17 protein-coding genes are annotated in these 18,327 nt (G+C 66.0%); 10 read left to right on the top strand and 7 right to left on the bottom strand.

Annotation, left to right across the window (positions count from 1 at the left end):
- Window positions 1-203: 203 nt before the first annotated feature.
- Window positions 204-569 (bottom strand): response regulator, encoded by a 366-nt coding sequence (locus tag NTY77_07190; GenBank protein ID MCX5795258.1) that lies wholly within the window; start codon window positions 567-569, stop codon window positions 204-206.
- 69 nt (window positions 570-638) lie between these two features.
- Here NTY77_07190 and NTY77_07195 point away from each other — a divergent pair, with 69 nt between their 5' ends.
- Both NTY77_07195 and NTY77_07200 read left to right on the top strand, forming a co-directional pair.
- Window positions 639-1,127, top strand: coding sequence for a C40 family peptidase (locus tag NTY77_07195; GenBank protein MCX5795259.1), 489 nt, complete (start codon window positions 639-641; stop codon window positions 1,125-1,127).
- Window positions 1,127-2,458, top strand: a complete 1,332-nt coding sequence (locus NTY77_07200) for an APC family permease (protein ID MCX5795260.1) — start codon at window positions 1,127-1,129, stop codon at window positions 2,456-2,458. Before NTY77_07195 ends, NTY77_07200 begins: the two co-directional genes overlap by 1 nt.
- Here NTY77_07200 and NTY77_07205 read toward each other — a convergent pair.
- Window positions 2,439-3,071 (bottom strand): hypothetical protein, encoded by a 633-nt coding sequence (locus NTY77_07205; GenBank protein MCX5795261.1) that lies wholly within the window; start codon window positions 3,069-3,071, stop codon window positions 2,439-2,441. The genes NTY77_07200 and NTY77_07205 overlap by 20 nt on opposite strands.
- A gap of 22 nt (window positions 3,072-3,093) precedes the next feature.
- Complete coding sequence (locus NTY77_07210) at window positions 3,094-3,789, bottom strand: hypothetical protein (GenBank protein ID MCX5795262.1); 696 nt, start codon at window positions 3,787-3,789, stop codon at window positions 3,094-3,096.
- Window positions 3,790-3,885: 96 nt separating this feature from the next.
- Between NTY77_07210 and NTY77_07215 the strand changes: the two genes are divergently transcribed.
- The gene (locus tag NTY77_07215; GenBank protein MCX5795263.1) at window positions 3,886-6,006 is read left to right on the top strand and encodes a prolyl oligopeptidase family serine peptidase; all 2,121 of its coding nucleotides are present in this window, start codon (window positions 3,886-3,888) and stop codon (window positions 6,004-6,006) included.
- A 150-nt stretch (window positions 6,007-6,156) separates the two neighbouring features.
- Complete coding sequence (gene cpaB, locus NTY77_07220; protein MCX5795264.1) at window positions 6,157-6,915, top strand: Flp pilus assembly protein CpaB; 759 nt, start codon at window positions 6,157-6,159, stop codon at window positions 6,913-6,915.
- A gap of 3 nt (window positions 6,916-6,918) precedes the next feature.
- Here cpaB and NTY77_07225 read toward each other — a convergent pair whose 3' ends face one another.
- From NTY77_07225 to NTY77_07240, 4 genes are all read right to left on the bottom strand, one after another.
- Window positions 6,919-8,550, bottom strand: coding sequence for a hypothetical protein (locus NTY77_07225; GenBank protein ID MCX5795265.1), 1,632 nt, complete (start codon window positions 8,548-8,550; stop codon window positions 6,919-6,921).
- Window positions 8,551-8,573: 23 nt separating this feature from the next.
- Complete coding sequence (locus NTY77_07230; GenBank protein ID MCX5795266.1) at window positions 8,574-9,428, bottom strand: hypothetical protein; 855 nt, start codon at window positions 9,426-9,428, stop codon at window positions 8,574-8,576.
- Window positions 9,429-9,527: 99 nt separating this feature from the next.
- A complete protein-coding gene (locus NTY77_07235; protein MCX5795267.1) occupies window positions 9,528-10,601 on the bottom strand; it encodes a DUF362 domain-containing protein in 1,074 nt (357 codons plus the stop codon).
- The gene (locus NTY77_07240) at window positions 10,602-11,990 is read right to left on the bottom strand and encodes a hypothetical protein (GenBank protein ID MCX5795268.1); all 1,389 of its coding nucleotides are present in this window, start codon (window positions 11,988-11,990) and stop codon (window positions 10,602-10,604) included.
- Window positions 11,991-12,053: 63 nt separating this feature from the next.
- On the opposite strand from NTY77_07240, the gene NTY77_07245 reads away from it, so the two are divergent.
- From NTY77_07245 to NTY77_07270, 6 genes are all read left to right on the top strand, one after another.
- Window positions 12,054-12,467 carry a glycine zipper family protein gene (locus NTY77_07245; protein ID MCX5795269.1) on the top strand — a complete coding sequence of 138 codons (414 nt, stop codon included), beginning with the start codon at window positions 12,054-12,056 and terminating at the stop codon, window positions 12,465-12,467.
- A 95-nt stretch (window positions 12,468-12,562) separates the two neighbouring features.
- Window positions 12,563-13,894 (top strand): FAD-dependent oxidoreductase, encoded by a 1,332-nt coding sequence (locus NTY77_07250; GenBank protein MCX5795270.1) that lies wholly within the window; start codon window positions 12,563-12,565, stop codon window positions 13,892-13,894.
- Window positions 13,891-14,937 (top strand): radical SAM protein, encoded by a 1,047-nt coding sequence (locus NTY77_07255; protein MCX5795271.1) that lies wholly within the window; start codon window positions 13,891-13,893, stop codon window positions 14,935-14,937. Before NTY77_07250 ends, NTY77_07255 begins: the two co-directional genes overlap by 4 nt.
- Window positions 14,934-16,001, top strand: a complete 1,068-nt coding sequence (locus NTY77_07260) for a U32 family peptidase (GenBank protein MCX5795272.1) — start codon at window positions 14,934-14,936, stop codon at window positions 15,999-16,001. Before NTY77_07255 ends, NTY77_07260 begins: the two co-directional genes overlap by 4 nt.
- Window positions 15,998-16,792: a hypothetical protein gene (locus tag NTY77_07265; GenBank protein MCX5795273.1), complete on the top strand. Its 795-nt coding sequence runs from the start codon at window positions 15,998-16,000 to the stop codon at window positions 16,790-16,792. The genes NTY77_07260 and NTY77_07265 overlap by 4 nt, the downstream gene beginning before the upstream one ends.
- A 5-nt stretch (window positions 16,793-16,797) precedes the next feature.
- Window positions 16,798-18,327: a cobalamin-dependent protein gene (locus NTY77_07270; GenBank protein MCX5795274.1), complete on the top strand. Its 1,530-nt coding sequence runs from the start codon at window positions 16,798-16,800 to the stop codon at window positions 18,325-18,327.

An 18,327-nucleotide genomic window follows, 5' to 3' on the forward strand; every position in this document is an offset into this window, starting at 1 on the left:
GTCCGGACACAGTCCTTTCGGTAGCGGGCAACAGTCCATCCCCGAACTGGCCCAGACAGGCGCAGCCTGTCTGGGCCAGTCGCGCCGAAGGCGCCATCCTTCGTGCAACCTATCGGATGGGTTCTGCCGCCCCGCTTCGCGGGTCGGTTGCGCCCGGCAGACGGCCGCCGGGCGCTCGCAGAACGGACTTTATCAGCAGCCTGCTAGCGCGCCGCGCCGAGAGCGTTCTTCAGCGCGAGCCGCAGGGCCTCGGCCTCCAGCGGCTTGGCGAGCACGTCGGCGGCGCCCAGGAGCCGCGCGTCCGTGGCGAACTCGCAGTCGAAGTGGCCGGTCATGAGCAGCACCGGCGCCGGGCTGCGCCGCCGCACCTCGGCCAGGGCCTGCAGGCCGGTCATGCCGGTGAGCACGTTGTCCAGGAGCACGGCGTCCACGCTCTCGCGCTCCAGAAGGGCCAGGGCCTCCTCGGCGCTGGTCGCGGTCCGCACCGCGTAGCCCCAGCCCGAGAGCTGGCGGCCGAGCATCTCATTGACCATGGACTCGTCTTCGACGATGAGCACGGTGGCCGGCATGGCCAGCCATTATAGACGATATCGGACCCGTGCTGTAAGGCTGTCCCCAGTTTTATACAATCCTGCTCCGTGAACGCGATCCTGCCCCGGCGCCGGCTGAGCCTGGCCCTGGCCGCGGCTCTGACGCTGGCCGCCGGCTGCTCCACCGGCCCGGCCCCGCAGCCTCGGCGCGCCTTGCCTCCCGTCCCGCCTCTGGCCAAGGCCGTGGTGCGCACGGCCAAGACCTACCTGCCCGAGGAGGAGAAGGGCCGCCGGACGCCCAAGGACTGCTCGGACTTCGTGCACAAGGTGTTCCTGGAGAACGGCCTGGACCTGCCGCGCACGTCCCAGGAGATGTCTCTGGTGGGAGACCGGGTGAAGTCCTCCAAGGACCTGCGCATGGGGGACCTGGTCTTCTTCTCGGGGGAGAAGGTCACGCGCATCGTCGGCCACGTGGGCATCTACGTCAACAACGGCATCTTCATCCATCTGCCCAGCTCCGGGGTGGTGGTGATGGAGAGCCTCTACAGCGACTACTACCGGGCGCGCTACCTGGCGGCGCGGCGGGTCATCCCCTGATGGTTTCCCAGGCGCGCAAGGCCAACCTCACCCAGCTCGCCTTCATGATCTACGGCGCGGCCTGCGCCGGCGCCTTCGGGCTCGAGGACATGGTCTCCGGCGCGGGCCCGGGGGCGGCCCTGATCACGCTGATCGCGATGCCGTTCCTCTTCAGCCTGCCCGTGGCCTGGGCGGTGGCGGAGCTCACCACCGCCTTCCCGGTCGAGGGGGGAAACTACCGCTGGTCGCGCATGGCCTTCGGCGATTTCTGGGGCTTCCAGGCGGGCTGGTGGTCCTGGATGAACGGGGTCGTGGTCAACAGCATGTTCGCCGTGCTCTTCGCCGACTACCTGCGCGCCTGGTGGCCGGCCATGGGCGGGCTCGAGCATTGGGCGGTGTGCCTGGCGCTGATCTGGAGCATGCACTACCTCAACTTGCGCGGCGTGCGGGCGGTGGGCAACTCCGCCATCGCTTTGAGCCTCATCCTGCTGACGCCCTTCGTCATCTTGACCGTCTTGGGCCTGGCGCACTGGAAATGCAACCCCTTCTCGCCCATGGTGCCCCCGGGCAAGAGCCTGGGCACGGGCTTCGGGAGCGCGGTGGTCCTGGGCATCTGGCTCTATTCCGGCTTCGACAAGCTCTCGGCCGCGGCCGAGGAGGTGGCCGAGCCCCAGCGCAGCTTCCCCCGCGCTCTGCTCATCGCCGCCGTCCTAACCATGGCGAGCTATCTCGTCCCGACTTTGGCGGCCCTGGCGGCCAACGGGGACTGGAAGCTGTGGTCCGGAGCGTACTTCCCGGAGGCCGCGGCCAAGCTCGGCGGCCCGGGGCTCAAGGGCCTCATGGTGTTCGGCGCCCTGTGCAGCAACGCCCTGCTGCTCAACGTCACCATGCTCTCCGCCTCCCGCATGCCCCTGGCCATGGCCCAGGACGGCTTCCTGCCCGAGGCCGTGGCGCGGCCCCACCCGCGCTACGGCACGCCCGCCCTCTCCTTGGTCGCGGGCAGCCTGGTCTACAGCCTCTTCGCCTTGCTCAATTTCACCCAGCTCGCCGTGGTCTACGCCTGGTTCCAGATGGCGAGCTACATCCTGCTCTACGCCAACGCCTGGGCCCTGCGGCGCCAGCGGCCGGACGCGGCCAGGCCCTTCAAGATCCCGGGCGGCCGCTGGGGCTTGTTCACCTCTTTGGGGCTCACCTGCGGCCTGGCGGCCCTGGCCATCGCGGGCTCGGTGTTCAAGGACGGGAGCTTCGTGCCGGGCCAGGCGGCCGTGGGCCTGCTGGCCATGGCTTCCGGACCGCTGGCCTTCCGCGTCCTGCGGCGCGGACGGGCCGCTCTTACGGCTGCGTCTGTTTGACCAAGGCCTGGGCGTCGGAGAGGACCCGGCGGGCCTGGAAGGAGAAGTCGCGGCAGTCCCGGGAGACGTCCGAAGCGGTCCACTGCGAGTCGTAGCCGATGACCTCGGGCGTGCCGGTCTGGATCGTCCCCTGCAGCCGCCCGGCCGCGTCTTCCATGCCGGGCCAGGCCGTGCTCAGGATGCTGCGGGCGTCGCGCTCCATGTCCCGGACCACGGCGTTGAGCTCCTGGGACGGTCCCGCCGAGGCGAGCAGGTCCTTGATGTCCGCGGCGCTGCGCCGGATGTCGGCCAGGCGCCGGTCCGAGTCGTCCTTGAGGCGGCGCAGGTCGAATTGGAAGAGGGAGTCGGCCGCGTGCATCTGGATGATCCGGCGCGCGCGCTCCTCCAGTTGGGCCATGTCGTCCTTCACCCAGACGATGCCGTTCTCCAGGCGGCTCAGCCGGTCCGCGGCGGCCTTGAACTTGGCGGCCTGGTCAGGCAATAGTCCTGCGAGCTCCTGGACCGGCAAGGAGAATGCGGAAGCCTTCAGGTCCTCCAGGCTGGAGCCGTCCGCGGCCCGGGACGAAGACGGGGCGAGCGCGAGCAAAGCGCCTAGGATCAGCGGCGTTCTCATGGGCGGCCTCCGGGTCAGCGGTTCAGAACGGGATCAGGACCTGCGGGCAGGCGATGGTCGGATAGCCGTTGGGGTCCTGCGGGGTCACGGGCCGGTGGATCTCGCGGCCGTCCGGGCAGGAGTACACGCACTGGTCCTTGACGATGTCGCGCAGGGTGCAGACGGTCAGGCTCGCGGCTTGGAACGCCGCTTTGGAGGCGGCGGGCAGAGGCTTGACCAAGAGCACGTCCTCGTAGATCTCAGGCAGCTTGTACTCCCAGGCGTGGGTGCGGTCCAGGGCCTCGATGCTCAAGGTCGGGCGGCGCATCATGTCGTCGCGCAGCCGGAAGGTCTGCTTGCCCCAGGCTTCGGGGATGGGCGCGGCCAGCACGAGCTTGAAGCGGCGCACATCGCGGAACATGACCTCTTGGCGGCAGATGGGGCCGGTGTAGGGCGGGAAGGGGTTCTCGCAGACGTCCTTGTAGGTGGTGCTCTGCATGTCGAGGTACGCGGATTCCTTCTGCCCGGGCGCCAGCGTGACCTCCTTGGTGTCCGCGACCGTCCAGATGTTGCCGATGCTGGCCATGGCCACGGCGGAGGGCATGTCCTGGGTGACCTGCCGCGCCTGGGAGAGGACGGCGGTGACGTCGATGGTCTGGTCGAAGTCCACGGCTCCGGCGGCCAGGGGCGCGGCCAGGGCCAGGGCTGCGGCTGCGGCGAATAGCTTGCTGGTGTTCATCTCATCTCCTCGGATCCTGGAATCGATAGATTATACTCCAATTCCGACGTAAACGGATTAGTGCTATCATCATGAGGCGCAATCCAGGAGCCAAACATGATCCCACTCGCCGGCCTCGTCTGCCTGTTGAGCCTCGGCGCCAGCGCCGAGCCGATCGCCACCCCGAAGCGCCCCGTCACGGACGAATATCACGGCATCAAGGTCACCGAGGACTACCAATGGCTCGAAAAGGCCGACGACCCGGAGGTGATCAAATGGAGCGAGGCTCAGAACCAACTCACCCGCTCCCATCTCGACGCCCTGCCCTCCCGCGCGGCGCTGCTGAAGAAGATCCAAGACTATTACCGGAAGGTCTCCCCATCCTATTCCGCCCTGGCCTATCGGAAAGGCCGCTATTTCGCTTTGAAGCTCCAGCCCCCCAAGGACCAGAACATGCTGGTGACGCTCAAGTCCCCGGATGCGCCGGCCTCGGAGCGGGTCATCCTGGACCCTAACGCCAAGAAGTCGGGCGGGCTGCTCTCCATAGACTGGTACGCGCCTTCTCTCGACGGCCGCCTCGTCGCGGTCGCGCTGTCGGAGAAGGGCAGCGAGGACGCGACGCTCTATTTCTACGACGCGGCCACCGGCAAGCCGCTGGCCGACCGCGTGCCGCGCGTCAACTTCCCCACGGCCGGGGGCAGCGCGGCCTGGCTGCCCGACGGCTCAGGGGTCTACTACACCCGCTACCCGCAGGGCGCCGAGAGGCCCAAGGAGGACCGGGACTTCTACCAGCAGGTCTGGCTCCACAGGCTGGGCACGCCCGCCAGCGCCGACACCTACCTCCTGGGCCGGGAACTGCCCCGCATCGCGGAGATCCAACTTGAGACCCGGGGGGACGGCCGATATCTCCTGGCCACGGTCGCCAACGGCGACGGCGGCGAGTTCGCCCTCTACCTCATGGACCCGGACCGGAAGTGGCGCCAGCTCAGTCGATTCGAGGACAAGGTGGTCAGCGGCGCGCTGGGCTTGGACGGCGCGGTCTACCTGCTCTCGCACCAGAACGCTCCCCGCGGCAAGGTCCTGCGCCTGCCGCTCTCCGACCCGCGCCTGGACGCGGCCCAGGTCATCGTCCCCCAAAGCGAGTCCGTGATCGTGCCCGAGAACGGGATCATCCCCACCGAGCACCGCCTCTATGTGACCTATCTGGCCGGAGGGCCGAACCAAGCCGCGATCTTCGACCTCGCGGGCAAGCCTCTGGGGCAGGTCCCTCTGCCCCCGGTGGCCGCGCTCCAGGAGAACGCCCCGCTCGACCAGGATTCCGTGCTGGTGCGCATCCAGACCTATCTCGAGCCCTCCGCCTGGTACCGCTTCACGCAACGGCGGGGCTTGGCCAAGACCTCCTTGTTCGTGAAGTCTCCGGTTGATTTCCGGGACGCGGAGGTGGCGCGCGAGTTCGCGGTGTCCAAGGACGGGACCAAGGTCCCGCTCAACATCATCCGGCGCCAGGGCGCCCCGCGAGACGGCGCGCGTCCGACCTTGCTCTACGGCTACGGCGGCTACGACATCAGCCTGACGCCCAAGTTCCTGGGCATCACGGGGCGGCTCTGGCTCGACCAGGACGGGGTCTACGTGGTGGCCAACATCCGGGGCGGCGGGGAATACGGGGAGGAGTGGCACAGGGCCGGCAACCTGACCCGGAAGCAGAACGTGTTCGACGACTTCATCGCCGGCGCGGAATACCTGATCGCGCAGAGATACACCGCCCCCGGGCATCTGGCCATCGAAGGCGGCAGCAACGGCGGCCTGCTCATGGGCGCGGCGCTGACCCAGCGGCCGGAGCTGTTCCGGGCCGTGGTCTCCCACGTGGGCATCTACGACATGCTGCGCGTGGAGCTGAGCCCCAACGGCGTCTTCAACACCACCGAGTTCGGCACGGTCAAGGATCCCGACCAGTTCCGGGCGCTCTACGCCTACTCCCCGTACCATCATGTGCTGGACCAGACCGCGTATCCGGCGGTGCTCTTCATGACCGGGGCCAACGACGGCCGGGTGGACCCGGCCAACTCGCGCAAGATGGCCGCCCGCCTGCAGGCCGCCACCTCCTCGGGACGGCCGGTCCTGCTGCGCACCAGCTCGAACTCCGGCCACGGCATGGGCACGGCCTTGAGCGAGAACATGGAGCAGTACGCCGACGGCCTGGCCTTCCTGTTCGACGAGCTCGGGGTCGAGCCCAAGTAGGGCCGCCCCCTCGCCGTTGCCCGAGATTCCGGCGCGAAGCGCCGGAACCCGCGCCGGCCGCAGGCCGGCGCCATGCCGCATTGCCTTTACGCCATTTTTATCATCCTGCCATGAAAACGACAATCCCTCCGGCTATCCTCATCGAAGGATATGGAGCGCAAAGGGATATTGGTGCCGATGACGCTGGCCGTGGGAGCCGCGGTCTTCTATCTGCTGGTCCTCACCAGCAAGGAGCGGGCCCTGAGCGGGGCCTATGAGATTGGCCAGGTGCTCGTCTCCCGGGTGGACATACCGGAGCGCACCGTCATCAAGGAGGATATGGTCGAGCCGGTGCAGATGCCACGCAAGTACATGGACCAGGACGCTTTCGAGGTCCGCACCCCCGCCGACATCAGGCTCATCGCCAACCTGGTGAGCCGCATCCGCATCCCCAAAGGCAATCAGATACCGCAATCGGCGCTCATGTCGCTGTCGCCGGAGGCCGGCCTGGGGGTGAGGATCCCGCCGGGCTACCGCGCCGCGACTTTGGGCATCGAGCCGGAGCTCAAGGCCCTGATCAAGCCCGGCGACCGGGTGGACGTGCTGGTGACCTTCGAGGCGCTCCTGGTGAACAACCGGAGGGAGAAGATGACGGCCACGATACTCCAGAACGTGCTGGTCATGGCGGTGGGCACGAACCTGGGGCAGGGCCTTGACGCCAAGGACGCCAAGACGCTGGCCGAGAAGGAAGACCGCACCGCGGCCTTCGCCGAGAAGGCCATGATCGCGCTGGCCTTGAACCCCAACGAGCTGCAGTACCTGGAGCTGGCCAAGGAGCAGGGCAAGACCAGTGTGGGGATGCGGGGATTGGGCGACAACCTCATGCATCCGATGAAGGTCGCGCTGTTCAGCGAACTGCTGAAGAACTAGCGGTCAATGCTTGAGGCAGGTCCCGCCGGGGTCGATGCAATGGTCATAGCCCGGCGGGGAAGGGGTCGGACGCGGGGCGCGGTCGGGTTCGGGCTGTGGCTCGGACTGCGGCCGCGGTTCGGGCGAGGGAGTTCGCGCGTATTTTCGCCTGAGCGTTCCAGCCTCATCCTGCAGCCATTGATAGTCGAATCGGGTCGAATTGGCGTTGAACCTTAGCAGTTTATATAACAATTCGTCGGCGCAGTCATGGATTTCTATACTGTCATAGCCCTGGCCATTCGGGAATTCGTTCAGCAATGTTTTCATCTCTTGCGGGTTGAGCGCTTCAGGGTTGTCGCAGGCCATGCGGGCCAGCCTCCCAAGGTTGACGAACACATTGGTGTGAGCCTCAGGGGGGCGGGTAGGCGCTGGCAGGGGCTTTGACGGCTGCAGCTTGCTGGCTTGAGCCTGGATGACGCCGATTTTCGGGCGGGATCTGGAGGCCTTGAGCGAGGCAAAGATCCTTTCCGTGCAATCCCAACGATAAGGGTCCACATGCACGCTTGGACCCGGGAAATCCCCGATGGGCGACGAGGAATCCCAGTCGAATGAATCCAGGTCCTCATCGGTGAGGCCGTCCGGGTCGAGGCAAACCTTCGTGGCTATCGCTGCCAATTCCGTGGCGAGATCCCGAACCTGTTGTTCTTGAGATGCTTTGAGTCCTTCGGCTTCGCGCTGGATCTGATCCTCGAGTTTGTCCGCGCCTTCCTGGATAGCGGCGAGTTCCTCGTCCGTGTTGGGCAGATTGTAGGCTGGCACGGCATCACCAAAGCCCCCCGTTATCTTTTTGAGCCACTCAAAGCGTTGCGCCTCCCGGTATTTGCCTAATAGAGCGCTTCTCTGGTTCTTGTACGAATCCATTTCCTGAATAGTCAATCCCAATGGATTCTGTTGGCTGGCGATCTCGCCCAAGTCGTCCAGATAAGCATCGACCTCTGCTTTGTTGAATGTCAGCTTGTCGCCTTTGCCGGGCGTTAGGTATTGGATGAAGTGCCTTCTTTCGTGAATCAGAAGCAAGGCAAGGTCCAAAGGGCTCATGGAATTCCCCTTTGGGTCGGGCTCAAAGGACTTGGTCAGGATCTTGGTGACGCCATCCAAATATGTGACCCCGCTCGGTTCCTTGCCTGTGACTTTGTCTACTGCCTTTGGGGTGGTAACGACCGAACCTTCGGGTGTCAGCGCCGACCGCGGTGCATTGTCGCCGGCAACGACGACCCAGGTCGCTGTCTTGCCGGCATAGTCGGGAACGACGATGGCGCCCCGGAGCATCATCAGTCTGCCCGCTTTGTCCGTTGGCACGATACCGTAGGCGGCCAATGTCAGGTGTATCGCCTTGTCGCGCGCAACGTCTCTCTCTTGGGTCAAGGCCTGGACGCGCTGTTTGAGATACTCGACAGTTGTTCTGTTCGGATCGATGAAGTTCGATTCTTTCTCCAAGTCTTCAATCGTCTTGGCAAGGCTAATGTCCTGCCCTTGATTGTCAGTAAGCCCTCTTTCAATCAGATTCGCCCGATCCAGCTCAGCCTGAATCGCCTTGACTGCATCAGCAGCCGCAGGATGTAGAGCCCAGACATTAATAGACGGCAGAAGAACCAATGCAAGTAAGAGCGCAGCACATTTCAAGGCAACACCTCGAACTCAATGAAAGGCGTTGCGACCTTGACTTGGTCTGGATGCGGTTGCAGATGGTGCTCTCCATTGAATTTGGTCAGCCAACCTCCCGGCAAGTAATCATAGACGGTCCGGATTCGATACTTGCCGGGCGGTGAAAAATCGAGAACAACGAACTCGGTATACTGCCCGACGGGCTGCCGCGGAGGCTTGCCCGCCATGATCTGGAGTTCGTCCTGAAGCACCCAGGCCACGGTAGTAGTCGAAGCGCCAGGCTCCAAAAGTATCCCTTTGCGGGGTCGAGTCTTCTCGTATTCAGCAGTTCCCTGGCGTAGATAGTCGCCGACCGCCAAGGAGCGCTCAAGCGCGGACATCCCCTCCAATTTCTTGCGGAACGCGGCGCCTGCCTTGGTCTCAGGGGGGGGCAGCGCGCCGACCTTGAATGGATCGACATTCAGGCTGAAGGGGGGCGGGAGTTCGGCCCGATTCGGCGCCTTGCCATCTGGCCCGATGACATCAAGGTAGACTCCGACGCGACGGTGCTCCTGGGCCCAGGGATCAATGAACGCATCGTCTACTGCTGGAAATGGCCGCGTGCCGATGTTCTTCAGCTCGATCTGATAGTAGAGGGGATGATGGGCCCTGATCTGCTTCTTGTAGATTCGCAGGGTCAGTTGAACCGGCCCGCTGGATGCCGTGACTTCCGCTTCAGACGGCAGGCTCTCCCGCACGCCAGGTTCGCCGGAACCACGGGATGCCCGCTCCGGCGGAGAGAGCACAGGGATAGGTGCTGCTTCCTTGCGTTTGCAGGCTGCGCCGAAAGCAAGAAGGATCAGGAGGACGGCTGAATGGGGTCTATGCATTCTTCTCATGCGCGGGACACAATATCATACCTGCACGGACCGATGAAGAGGCCTAAGGCCCAATTTCCTTCAGCTAAATGGCCCATCCCCATGAGGGAATCAGTCGACGTGGACCAGCTCGTACTCCCGGCTGCCCAGCCCGATCTCCTCGGCGTGGCGCAACTGCTTGAAGCCGTCGCGCCGAGGATGCGCGGCCTTGAACACGTCGCGGCCCGCGGCCTTCACCGCCAGGTCGTAGCAGGCCTGGTCCAGCGCCACCGGGTCAGCCGAGGCCAGCAGGCCCAGGTCCGGCATGAGCGCCGGCTCGTCCTTGGCGATGCAGTCGCACTCGGCCGTGATCTTGAGGCAGACATTCAGGAAAGCGGCCTTGCCCTTCTTCCCCGTCAGCGCCGCCTGGGCGTACTCCGCCATCTTCTCCTGGATCACGCCGCCGCCCGCCTCCCAGCGCACCTGCAGGGCGCCCTCCGGGCAGGCGGCCAGGCAGCTCGCGCAGCCCACGCAGAGCGCCGCGTCGATGACCGAGCGGCCCTCGTTGAGGGAGATGGCCTGCGCCGAGCAGACGTTCACGCAGGCTCCGCAGCCCGTGCAGGACTTCTCCATGACCATGGGGGAGACGTCCGAATGCTGGGACAGCTTGCCCTCGCGGGTGGCGCAGCCCATGCCCACGTTCTTGAGCGCGCCTCCGAAGCCGCACATGATATGCCCTTTGAAATGCGCCACGCCCACCAAAACGTCGGCCGAAGCGTAGACGCGCGCCACCCGGGCGGTCTTGATGTAACGGCCGCCTAGGGCCACGGAGGCGACGTTCTCCGGCCGGGTGTCGTCCGGGATGACGACTTCGGCTCCCAGCGCCTGCGGCGTGAAGCCGTGCTCGCGCGCCAGACTCAGGTGGTCTGCGGAGTTCGTGCGCCGGCCTTTGTAGAGGGTGTTGGTGTCCGAGAGGAACGGCTTGGCCCCGCGGGCCTTGAGCGCCTCGGCCACCACGCGCAGCAAGGGCGGCGGCACGAAGCCGGTGTTGCCCTGCTCTCCGAAGTGGAGCTTGACGGCCACGGCGTCTTTCGCCGCGGCGCAGTCCAGCACCCGGCTGGCCTGCAGGAGGCGCTTGAGCTTGGCTTCGGTCTCAGGCAGGCCGTCGGAGCGCTGCGACGCGATGAAATGGACCGGGCTCTTCATTCAGCGGGCCAGGAGGACGCTGCGCCCATCGCCGGAGACGGTCTTCCAGGCCGGGTCATGGCTCAATTCCCAGCAGAGCTGGTCGCTGGGCTTGAGCAAGGCCAACGTGATGCCGTATTCGTCGAGCAGCTTGCGCCAGCCCGGCCGGGCGGCGATCAGCGCCGCGTAGTCGCCGGGGAGCAGGCTCCAGTAGGGGTCGAGGCGGCCGTCGATGAAGACCTTGTTGCGCGGGTAGAGCTTGTAGATGAGGTAGCCGCCCCAGTCGTAGTCGTGGAAGACGCGCCGGCCGGGATAACGGGAGGCGATGAGCTCGGCCGCGGCCCGGGGATAGCCTTGCTCCCAATCCCCGAAAGAGCGAGGCCGAGGCCCGCTGAGGACCACCCAGCCCGTCGCGGCCAAAGCCAGAGCCGCCGCGGCCCAAAGCGCGCGGCGGGCGTGCTGGCGGTGCGCGTCTGCGAACTGGAACGCCAAGGACGCGAGCGCGGCCATGGTGAACTCGGGCAGGAGCTTGCGGCCGCGCAGGGCGAGCACGGCCAAAGCCAAGGTCAGCACGGCCCAGGGGAAACGGGCGCCGGCCGAGCCGAGCCCCAGCCAGAGCAGGAAGGCCAGGATGAGCAGGTAGGGCGAGGCCGTCTTGTCCGCGAAGTCCACGGGCTTCCACTCCGTGATCATGGCCCGGCCCGGAGGGGGGGCGGCCATGAACCAAAGGGGGTAGACCAAAGCCGTGACGCCGTTGGGATGCGCGCAGCACAGGAGCAGGCCCAGGCCGAGGGGCGCCAGCGCGGCCAAGCGCCGGGTCTCCCAGGCTCGGCGCAGGCAGAGCAGCGCCAGGATGAAGACGCCGACCATGAAGCCGCCGTGCATGTTGGCCCAGGGCAGCAGGACCGCGGCCATGGCCCAAGGCACCCAGGCGGCGCCGTCTTCCCAAAGGGCCGCCCAATACAGGAACAAGGCGAAGAGGAGGAAGGTCCAGTTCTGGGCCCTGACGGCGTAGAAGTTGAGGAGGGCGAATGCGGCCAAACAGAGCAGGCAGAGGCTCTCCATGAGGGGTAGGTGGCGGTGCAGCAAAGCGAGCAAAAGGGCGAATACGGCCATGAATATGACCGTGTTGAAGAGCACCAGCGCGCCATAGCCGCCCAGCCGGAAGACCAGGTAGCTGACCGCCTCCGCGCCCCACTCGATGGCGACCATTGAGCGGCCTTGTGCGGTGAAGGAGTATTCCTCCACCACGGGCAGATGCCGCTGCAGCACGACCCGCTCGCCGTCCTTGAGCTGCCAGAACAGGTCGTTGTCCACGCTCCGGCCCATCTTGAGCGCCGCGAGAGCGCCGAGCAGGGCCAGGAAGGCCGCGGCCAGGAGTCGGGATCGGACGTCCGGGTCGCGCAGCATGGGGTAGATTCTATCAACTCTGCGAGGCCTTGATTTCTCTTTTTCATCTGCTATTATTGAGTCATGGACCGCCGATTATTCGCCGCGCTGATGCTGGCGGCCGCGCTCTGCGCCGGCTGCGCCTCGCCGCAAGTGAAGCTCTACCCGGACGAGCACTACAAGAGCCTGCCCAAGGAGGCCGTGCAGAAGGACATCGACGACTGCGAGGCCAAGGCCAAGGAGTTCGTCAAATCCCACAAGGGCCAGATGGTGGCCAAGCGCACGGGCGCCGGGGCCGTTTTCGGCGCCGTCCTGGGCGTGATCGTCGGCGCTTTCACCGGCGACTACGGCTCGGCCATCGGCCAGGGCGCGGCCATGGGCGCGGCCACGGGCTTGGCCAGCGGCGCCATCGAGGCCAACAGTCCGGAAGGGGTGCACCGCAGGTTCGTGGAGTACTGCCTCGCGGACAAGGGCTACAGGCCCATGGGCTGGAAGTAGGCCGCAAACCCCCTGATACTGCGAAAGCACCTCCGGAAAGGCTATAATCCGTATAGTCAGCATCTTCTGCCCGCCCAGACCTTCCAGCTGAGAGCATGAAACCCATCGTGATCGTCGGCGGAGGGATCGCGGGCCTCTCCGCCGGTTGCGAACTCGCCAAGCAGGGACGCAAGGTCGTCATCATCGAGAAGGAATCCCGCGTCGGCGGGCTGGCCCGGAGTTTCGTTTATGGCGATTACACTTTTGACATCGGTCCGCACCGTTTCTTTACCGACAAGCCAGTAACGCGCGATTTCATCATTGCTGCGCTGGACGGCCAGGAGATCAGCATCCAGCGGCGCAGCGGCCTTTATTTCCTCGGGAAATACTATGAGTGGCCGCTGCAGCCGACCGCCTTGCTCAATCTGCCGCTGCCCATGCTCCTGCGCTCCGCCGGCGATCTCCTGCTCCTCGGGCTCCGGGATCACGGGCAAGCGGAGAATTTCGAAGGCTACATCATCAGGCACTACGGCCCCACGCTGTACGAGGCTTTCTTCAAAGAATATACCGAGAAATTCCTCGGGATCGCTCCGCAAAAGACGCATGCGCAATGGGCGAAGACGGGGATGAAACAGGCGGTCATAGACGAAAGCATGGCGTCAAGGAACCTGCTGCACATCCTCGCGCAGATGATCAGGTCGGTGCCCGCGCCCCGCACGAGATTCATCTATCCCCGCGGCGGGATCGGCTGCTTCTGCGACAGTCTCTGCGCGATGATCAGGCAGAGCGGAGGCGAGATCGTCACCGGCGATTCCGTCGCCGCTCTGCGGGTCGAAGGCGGCAGGATCGAGCGGGTCACGACCCATGCGGGCCGTTCCTGGGATCCCGATTCCGTGGTCTGGACCGCTCCGCTCACCGAGGTCACGTCCCTGCTGAGCCTGCCGCCCGTCGGACTCGAATACCTCTCCTTGGTCCTCTACAACCTCGAGCTCGATGAGCCGGCCCGGTTGAAATACCAGTGGTGCTATTTCGGCAGCAAGGACATCGTCTTCAGCCGCGTCTCCGTCCCCGCGCTTTTCAGCGGACAGTCCTGCCCCGCCGGCGCCGGCAGCCTGTGCGTGGAGGTCACCTGCCGGGCCGACGGCCCCATCTGGAACGAGCCTGAGAAGATCCTGCCCGCCGTGAAGGCGGATCTCAGGGAGGTGGGGCTCATCCGCGCTCCGGCCCGGATCAAGGCCGTGCATATCGAGAAGGTGGCGAATGCCTACCCCTGCTATGCCCTCGATTACGAAGAGAAGCTCGCGGCGGCGAAGAAGAACCTCTCGGCGTTCCGGAACCTGACCCTGGCCGGGAGGACGGGGCTGTTCTGGTACAACAACATGGACGACTCCATCGAGAACGGCCGGGCGATCGCGACCGGCGCGGGCTGCCCAGGGCTCGCATCATGAAGCTCTCGCATATCGCCCATATCGGGCTCGGCACTTTGGCGGCGCACATCAGCAACAGGCGCGTGCCCCTGAACCTCATGTTCGCAGCCACGGACCGGTGCGTGGCATCCTGCGCCTATTGCCACATACCCGGGAGGAACAAGCAGGAGCTTGCGACCGCCGATGTCCTGAAGCTGATCGACCAGGCGGCGGCGGCCGGCTGCCGGCGCTTCGGCATCTGGGGCGGCGAGCCGCTGGTGCGCGACGACATGGAGGACATCGCGGGCTACGCCAAGCAGAAGGGCCTTTTCGTCACCATGGACTCCAACGGCCACCTGCTGCCCGGGAAGATCTCCATCCTGCGCTCGCTCGACCATCTGATGCTTTCGCTCGACGGGCCGGAAGCCATGCATGACCTCAACCGCGGCCCGGGAAGTTTTCGCAAGGTCATGGCGGGAATCGAGGCGGCGGCGGGGAGGGTCCCCCTGTGGACCATCACCGTCCTGACCAAGCACAACCTCGACTGTCTCGATTTCATCCTGGAGACCGCGCGGCGCTGCGGCTTCCTCGCCACATTCCAGCTGCTGCATCACAACGACGCCATGGGCAGGAACCAAGCGGCCCTGCTCCCGCAGGCGGCGGACACCCGGAGCTTCATCGCAAGGCTCATAGCCGAGAAGAAGCGCGGCGCGCCGATCGCCTCGTCCGTGCCCTATCTCGAGCACCTCCTGCGCTGGCCGGATTTCGCGGTGCCCATGCGCTCCGGCCCGGTCGAGGGAGCGATGCGGTGCTGGGCGGGTCAGCTCTACTGCAACGTGGACACCGACGGCTCGGTCTACCCGTGCTCGCTCCTGGTCGACCAGATGCCGTCGCGCAATTTCCTCGACGGCGGCCTGCGGCGCGCCTTCGAGTTCGCCGGCGGCCAGGAGCTCTGCTCTTCATGCATCGCCTCCTGTTTCAGCGAATACAACCTCCTCTTCTCGCTGCATCCGCCGACGGTGCTGGCGTGGCTCAGCGCCATGCGCCGGACCCGGCGGGCGACAGAGGCCGGGCCGCAGCCATGAACATCCTCGCGCCCGTGAACAAAGTCGAGGACGTGGAGCAGGTCATCGCGGCCGGCGCCGACGAGATCTATTGCGGCGTCTTCCCCGCGGATTGGAAGCGGCGCTACACCAACATCGTCTCTCCGAACCGCAGGGAGTGGACCTGCGCGAGCCTCCCGAGCTACGACGATCTGAAGCAAGTCGTGGCCATCGCGCATGCGCGCGGAGCGCGGGTGCTGTTCACCCTGAATGCGCTCTATACCGAGCCGCAGCAGGCTCTGGTGCGGGAGCAGGTCGTGGCGGCGCGGGCGGCGGGAGCCGACGCCCTCATCGTCGCTGACCTGGGGCTTCTGCTGGCCCTGCGCGCCGAACGCCCGGCCCTGGAGCTGCACCTGAGCACCGGAGGCACCGTCTTCAACAGCGAATCGGCGAAGTTCTTCGCCAGCCTGGGCGTGGCGCGGATCACGGTGCCCCGGCACGTGCAGCCGCCAGAGCTCGCGGCGATGATCCGGCAGTGCCCCGGGCTGCAGTTCGAGGTCTTCATCCTGAACAGCGGCTGCAAGAACATCGACGGGTTCTGCACGTTCCTGCACGGAACCTCCGAGCTGCGCTACGGCGCGGCGTGGCGCCTCCTCAAGGGGCTGGACCTCGACCGCTATTTCCTGGCTTTGGTCCGCGCCCTGTCCGGCGGCCGGCAGACCGCCTGGAACTCCAGACTTCCGGGGGCCGACAGCCCCTGCCTGCTGAACTACGGTATCTCCGTGGCTGCGCAGGGCGGCGCCACGGCGCGGCAGCTTCGGACTCTGAAGGAGAACATCGCCTCCTACTTCAGCTTCCTCTCCGGGGCCGACCCCTGCGGCGCCTGCCGCGTCGACGAATTCCGGAAGATGGGGGTCCACGGCCTGAAGATCGTGGGCAGGAATTATTCCACGTCGAAGAAGCTCACCGATGTCCGGTTCTTGAAACAGGTCGTCGGTCTTGCGGGACGCGACCCGGACCAGACGGAGTTCCGCGCCGGGGTCCAAGCCCTGTACCGGGAGATGTACGGCATGCGCTGCGGCGGTCTCTGCTATTATCCGCTATGATCGAGCACGCGGTCTTCGTCGCCGACGCCAAGGCTCTGGAGCGCCTGAGCGGCGAGTATGGCCGGCTCTACTTCGGCAACGAGTTCTGCTCGAGGCTTCTGCCGGACGCGGCGGAAGTCGACGCCGCGCGCCGATTCGCCCGGACGCGGGGCATGGCCTTCACTCTCGTGACGCCGTATGCGGACGACGAGGGCTTGGCGGCGATCGCGCGGCTGCTCGAACATTGCGCCGGGGCCGGGCCTGAGCTCGCCGAGGCGGTGATCAACGACTGGGGGGTCTTCCGGTCCATCACGGAGGGGCGCTGGAAAGGCTCGTTCATCCCGGTGCTGGGCCGGCTCTTGACCAAGCAGAAGCGCGATCCCCGCATCCCTGGTCTCTCCGGCATCCCGGTAGAGGCGCAGGAGTATTTCCGATCCTGCAACGCCGACTCGGCGGCGATCAGCGATTTTTTGACCAGCCGCGGGGTGGGCCGCCTGGAGCTGGACAACCTGCCCCAGGGGCTGCTCCGGACCGGCCCGCTGAAAGCCTCGCTCTACGTGCCGTTCGGCTACATCACGACCACGCGGCTCTGCTTCATGGCCGGCGCGGACGAGCGGCCGCGCTACCTGCGCCGCGTCGTCCCCTGCGCGCGGGAGTGCCGCGCCTACACGGCGACGCTCTCCAGCCGCAGCATGGGCCAGGACATCATCCTCAAGGGCAACACCCAGTTCTTCGTCAACCGGAGCCTGCCCGACGATCTGGAGGGGCTCCGTGTGGACCGGCTGGTGCACCAGCCGGTGATTCCGATGTGACCTGCATGGCGAAAGACATCCGGACGGCCCTCATCTCGATGTACGGCGTCGAGAACAGCGGCGTGCGCCAGCTCGCGGCCGTGCTGAAGCAGGACGGCCGCGAGGTCAGCACGCTCTTCTTCAAGAATTGGCGCAACAACGACGTGCGGCCCCCCTCCGAGGACGACATCCGGGCCCTGCTGGGACTGCTGGGGCGCCTGCGGCCCGACGTGGTCGGCATCGGCTTCGGCACGCCGTACGTCAAGATCGTCGCCGACCTTACCAGCCGGATCCGGACCGCGCTGAGGCCGCTCATCGTATGGGGCGGGATCCACGCCACGGTGGTCCCGGAGCAGTGCATACCCCTGGCGGATGCGGTGTGCATCGGCGAGGGGGAGCAGCCCCTGCGGGACCTGGTCGCCAACCTCGGCGCGGGGCGGGCCATCGACGGTATCGCGAACCTTTGGGTGCGCACGCCAGACGGCGTGCGCCGCAACGAGCCCGGCGCTCTGCTGCAGGACCTCGACGAGCTCCCGTACCGTGATTTCGAGGCGGAGGGCAAGTTCTACGTGGAGGACGGGAGGGTCCGCGCGGGCGACCCCCTGGCGCTGCTGGCCGAGCTGCGCACCAGCGCCTCGCGCGGCTGTCCGTTCAGCTGCAGCTTCTGCTACAACAGCGTCCTGCGCGGGATCTATCGGGGCAAGGGGGAGTATTTCCGCAGGCGCAGCGTCGGGCACGTGATCGGCGAGATCGAATACGCGCTGCGGCGCCTGCCCCGGATCCGGCGCATCAAGTTCGACGACGACACCTTCATCAGCGATCCCGCCTGGGTCGGTGAGTTCTGCTCCGAGTACGGGCGCAGGGTGGCCCTGCCTTTCGACCTCATGCTGGTGCCGCAGCACCTGGAAGAGCGCATGCTGGCCAGGCTCAAGCAGGCCGGCCTGGTCCGGGTGCAGATCGGCATCGAGAGCGCCTCCTGCGGGGAGGACCGGCGGGCCTATGCGCGGACCGCGGCCAACGAGAAGCTCCTGGAGTACGGACGCTGGAACCGGCGCCTGAAGCTGGAGACGGTCTATGACGTCATCCTGGACAATCCGCTTTCCACCGAGGCGGACAAGAACGCCCTGTTCGAGTTCCTGATGGAGCTCTCCCGGCCGTTCCGGCTCTTCCTGTATTCCTTGGTCTATTTCCCGAAGACGGCGCTCACCGAGGATTTCCTGCGCCGCGGGCTCATCACCGAGGCTGACGTCGAGGGCCAGGCCACGAAATCGTGGGAGCAGTTCCGGGTGAGCTTCCATTATCCCCGCCCGAAGGCGGACGTCTTCTTCCTGAGCATCCTCGTCCTTCTGCCCAAGCCTTTCGTGCCGCGCTCCTGGCTGCGCCGGCTCTACCGCAGCGCTTTTTTGCGGCGCCATCCCGCGCCGCTGGCCCTGGCCAGCCAGCTGTGCAATCTCGTCGTGCTGGCCGGCATCGCGCTGAGGATGCTGGCGCGCGGCGAACTGACACGGATGAAGCTGCGGGAATACGGCAGCCTGCGCAGGCTCATCACGCAATAA

The organism is Elusimicrobiota bacterium, assembly GCA_026388095.1.
Classification (GTDB): domain Bacteria; phylum Elusimicrobiota; class Elusimicrobia; order UBA1565; family UBA9628; genus UBA9628.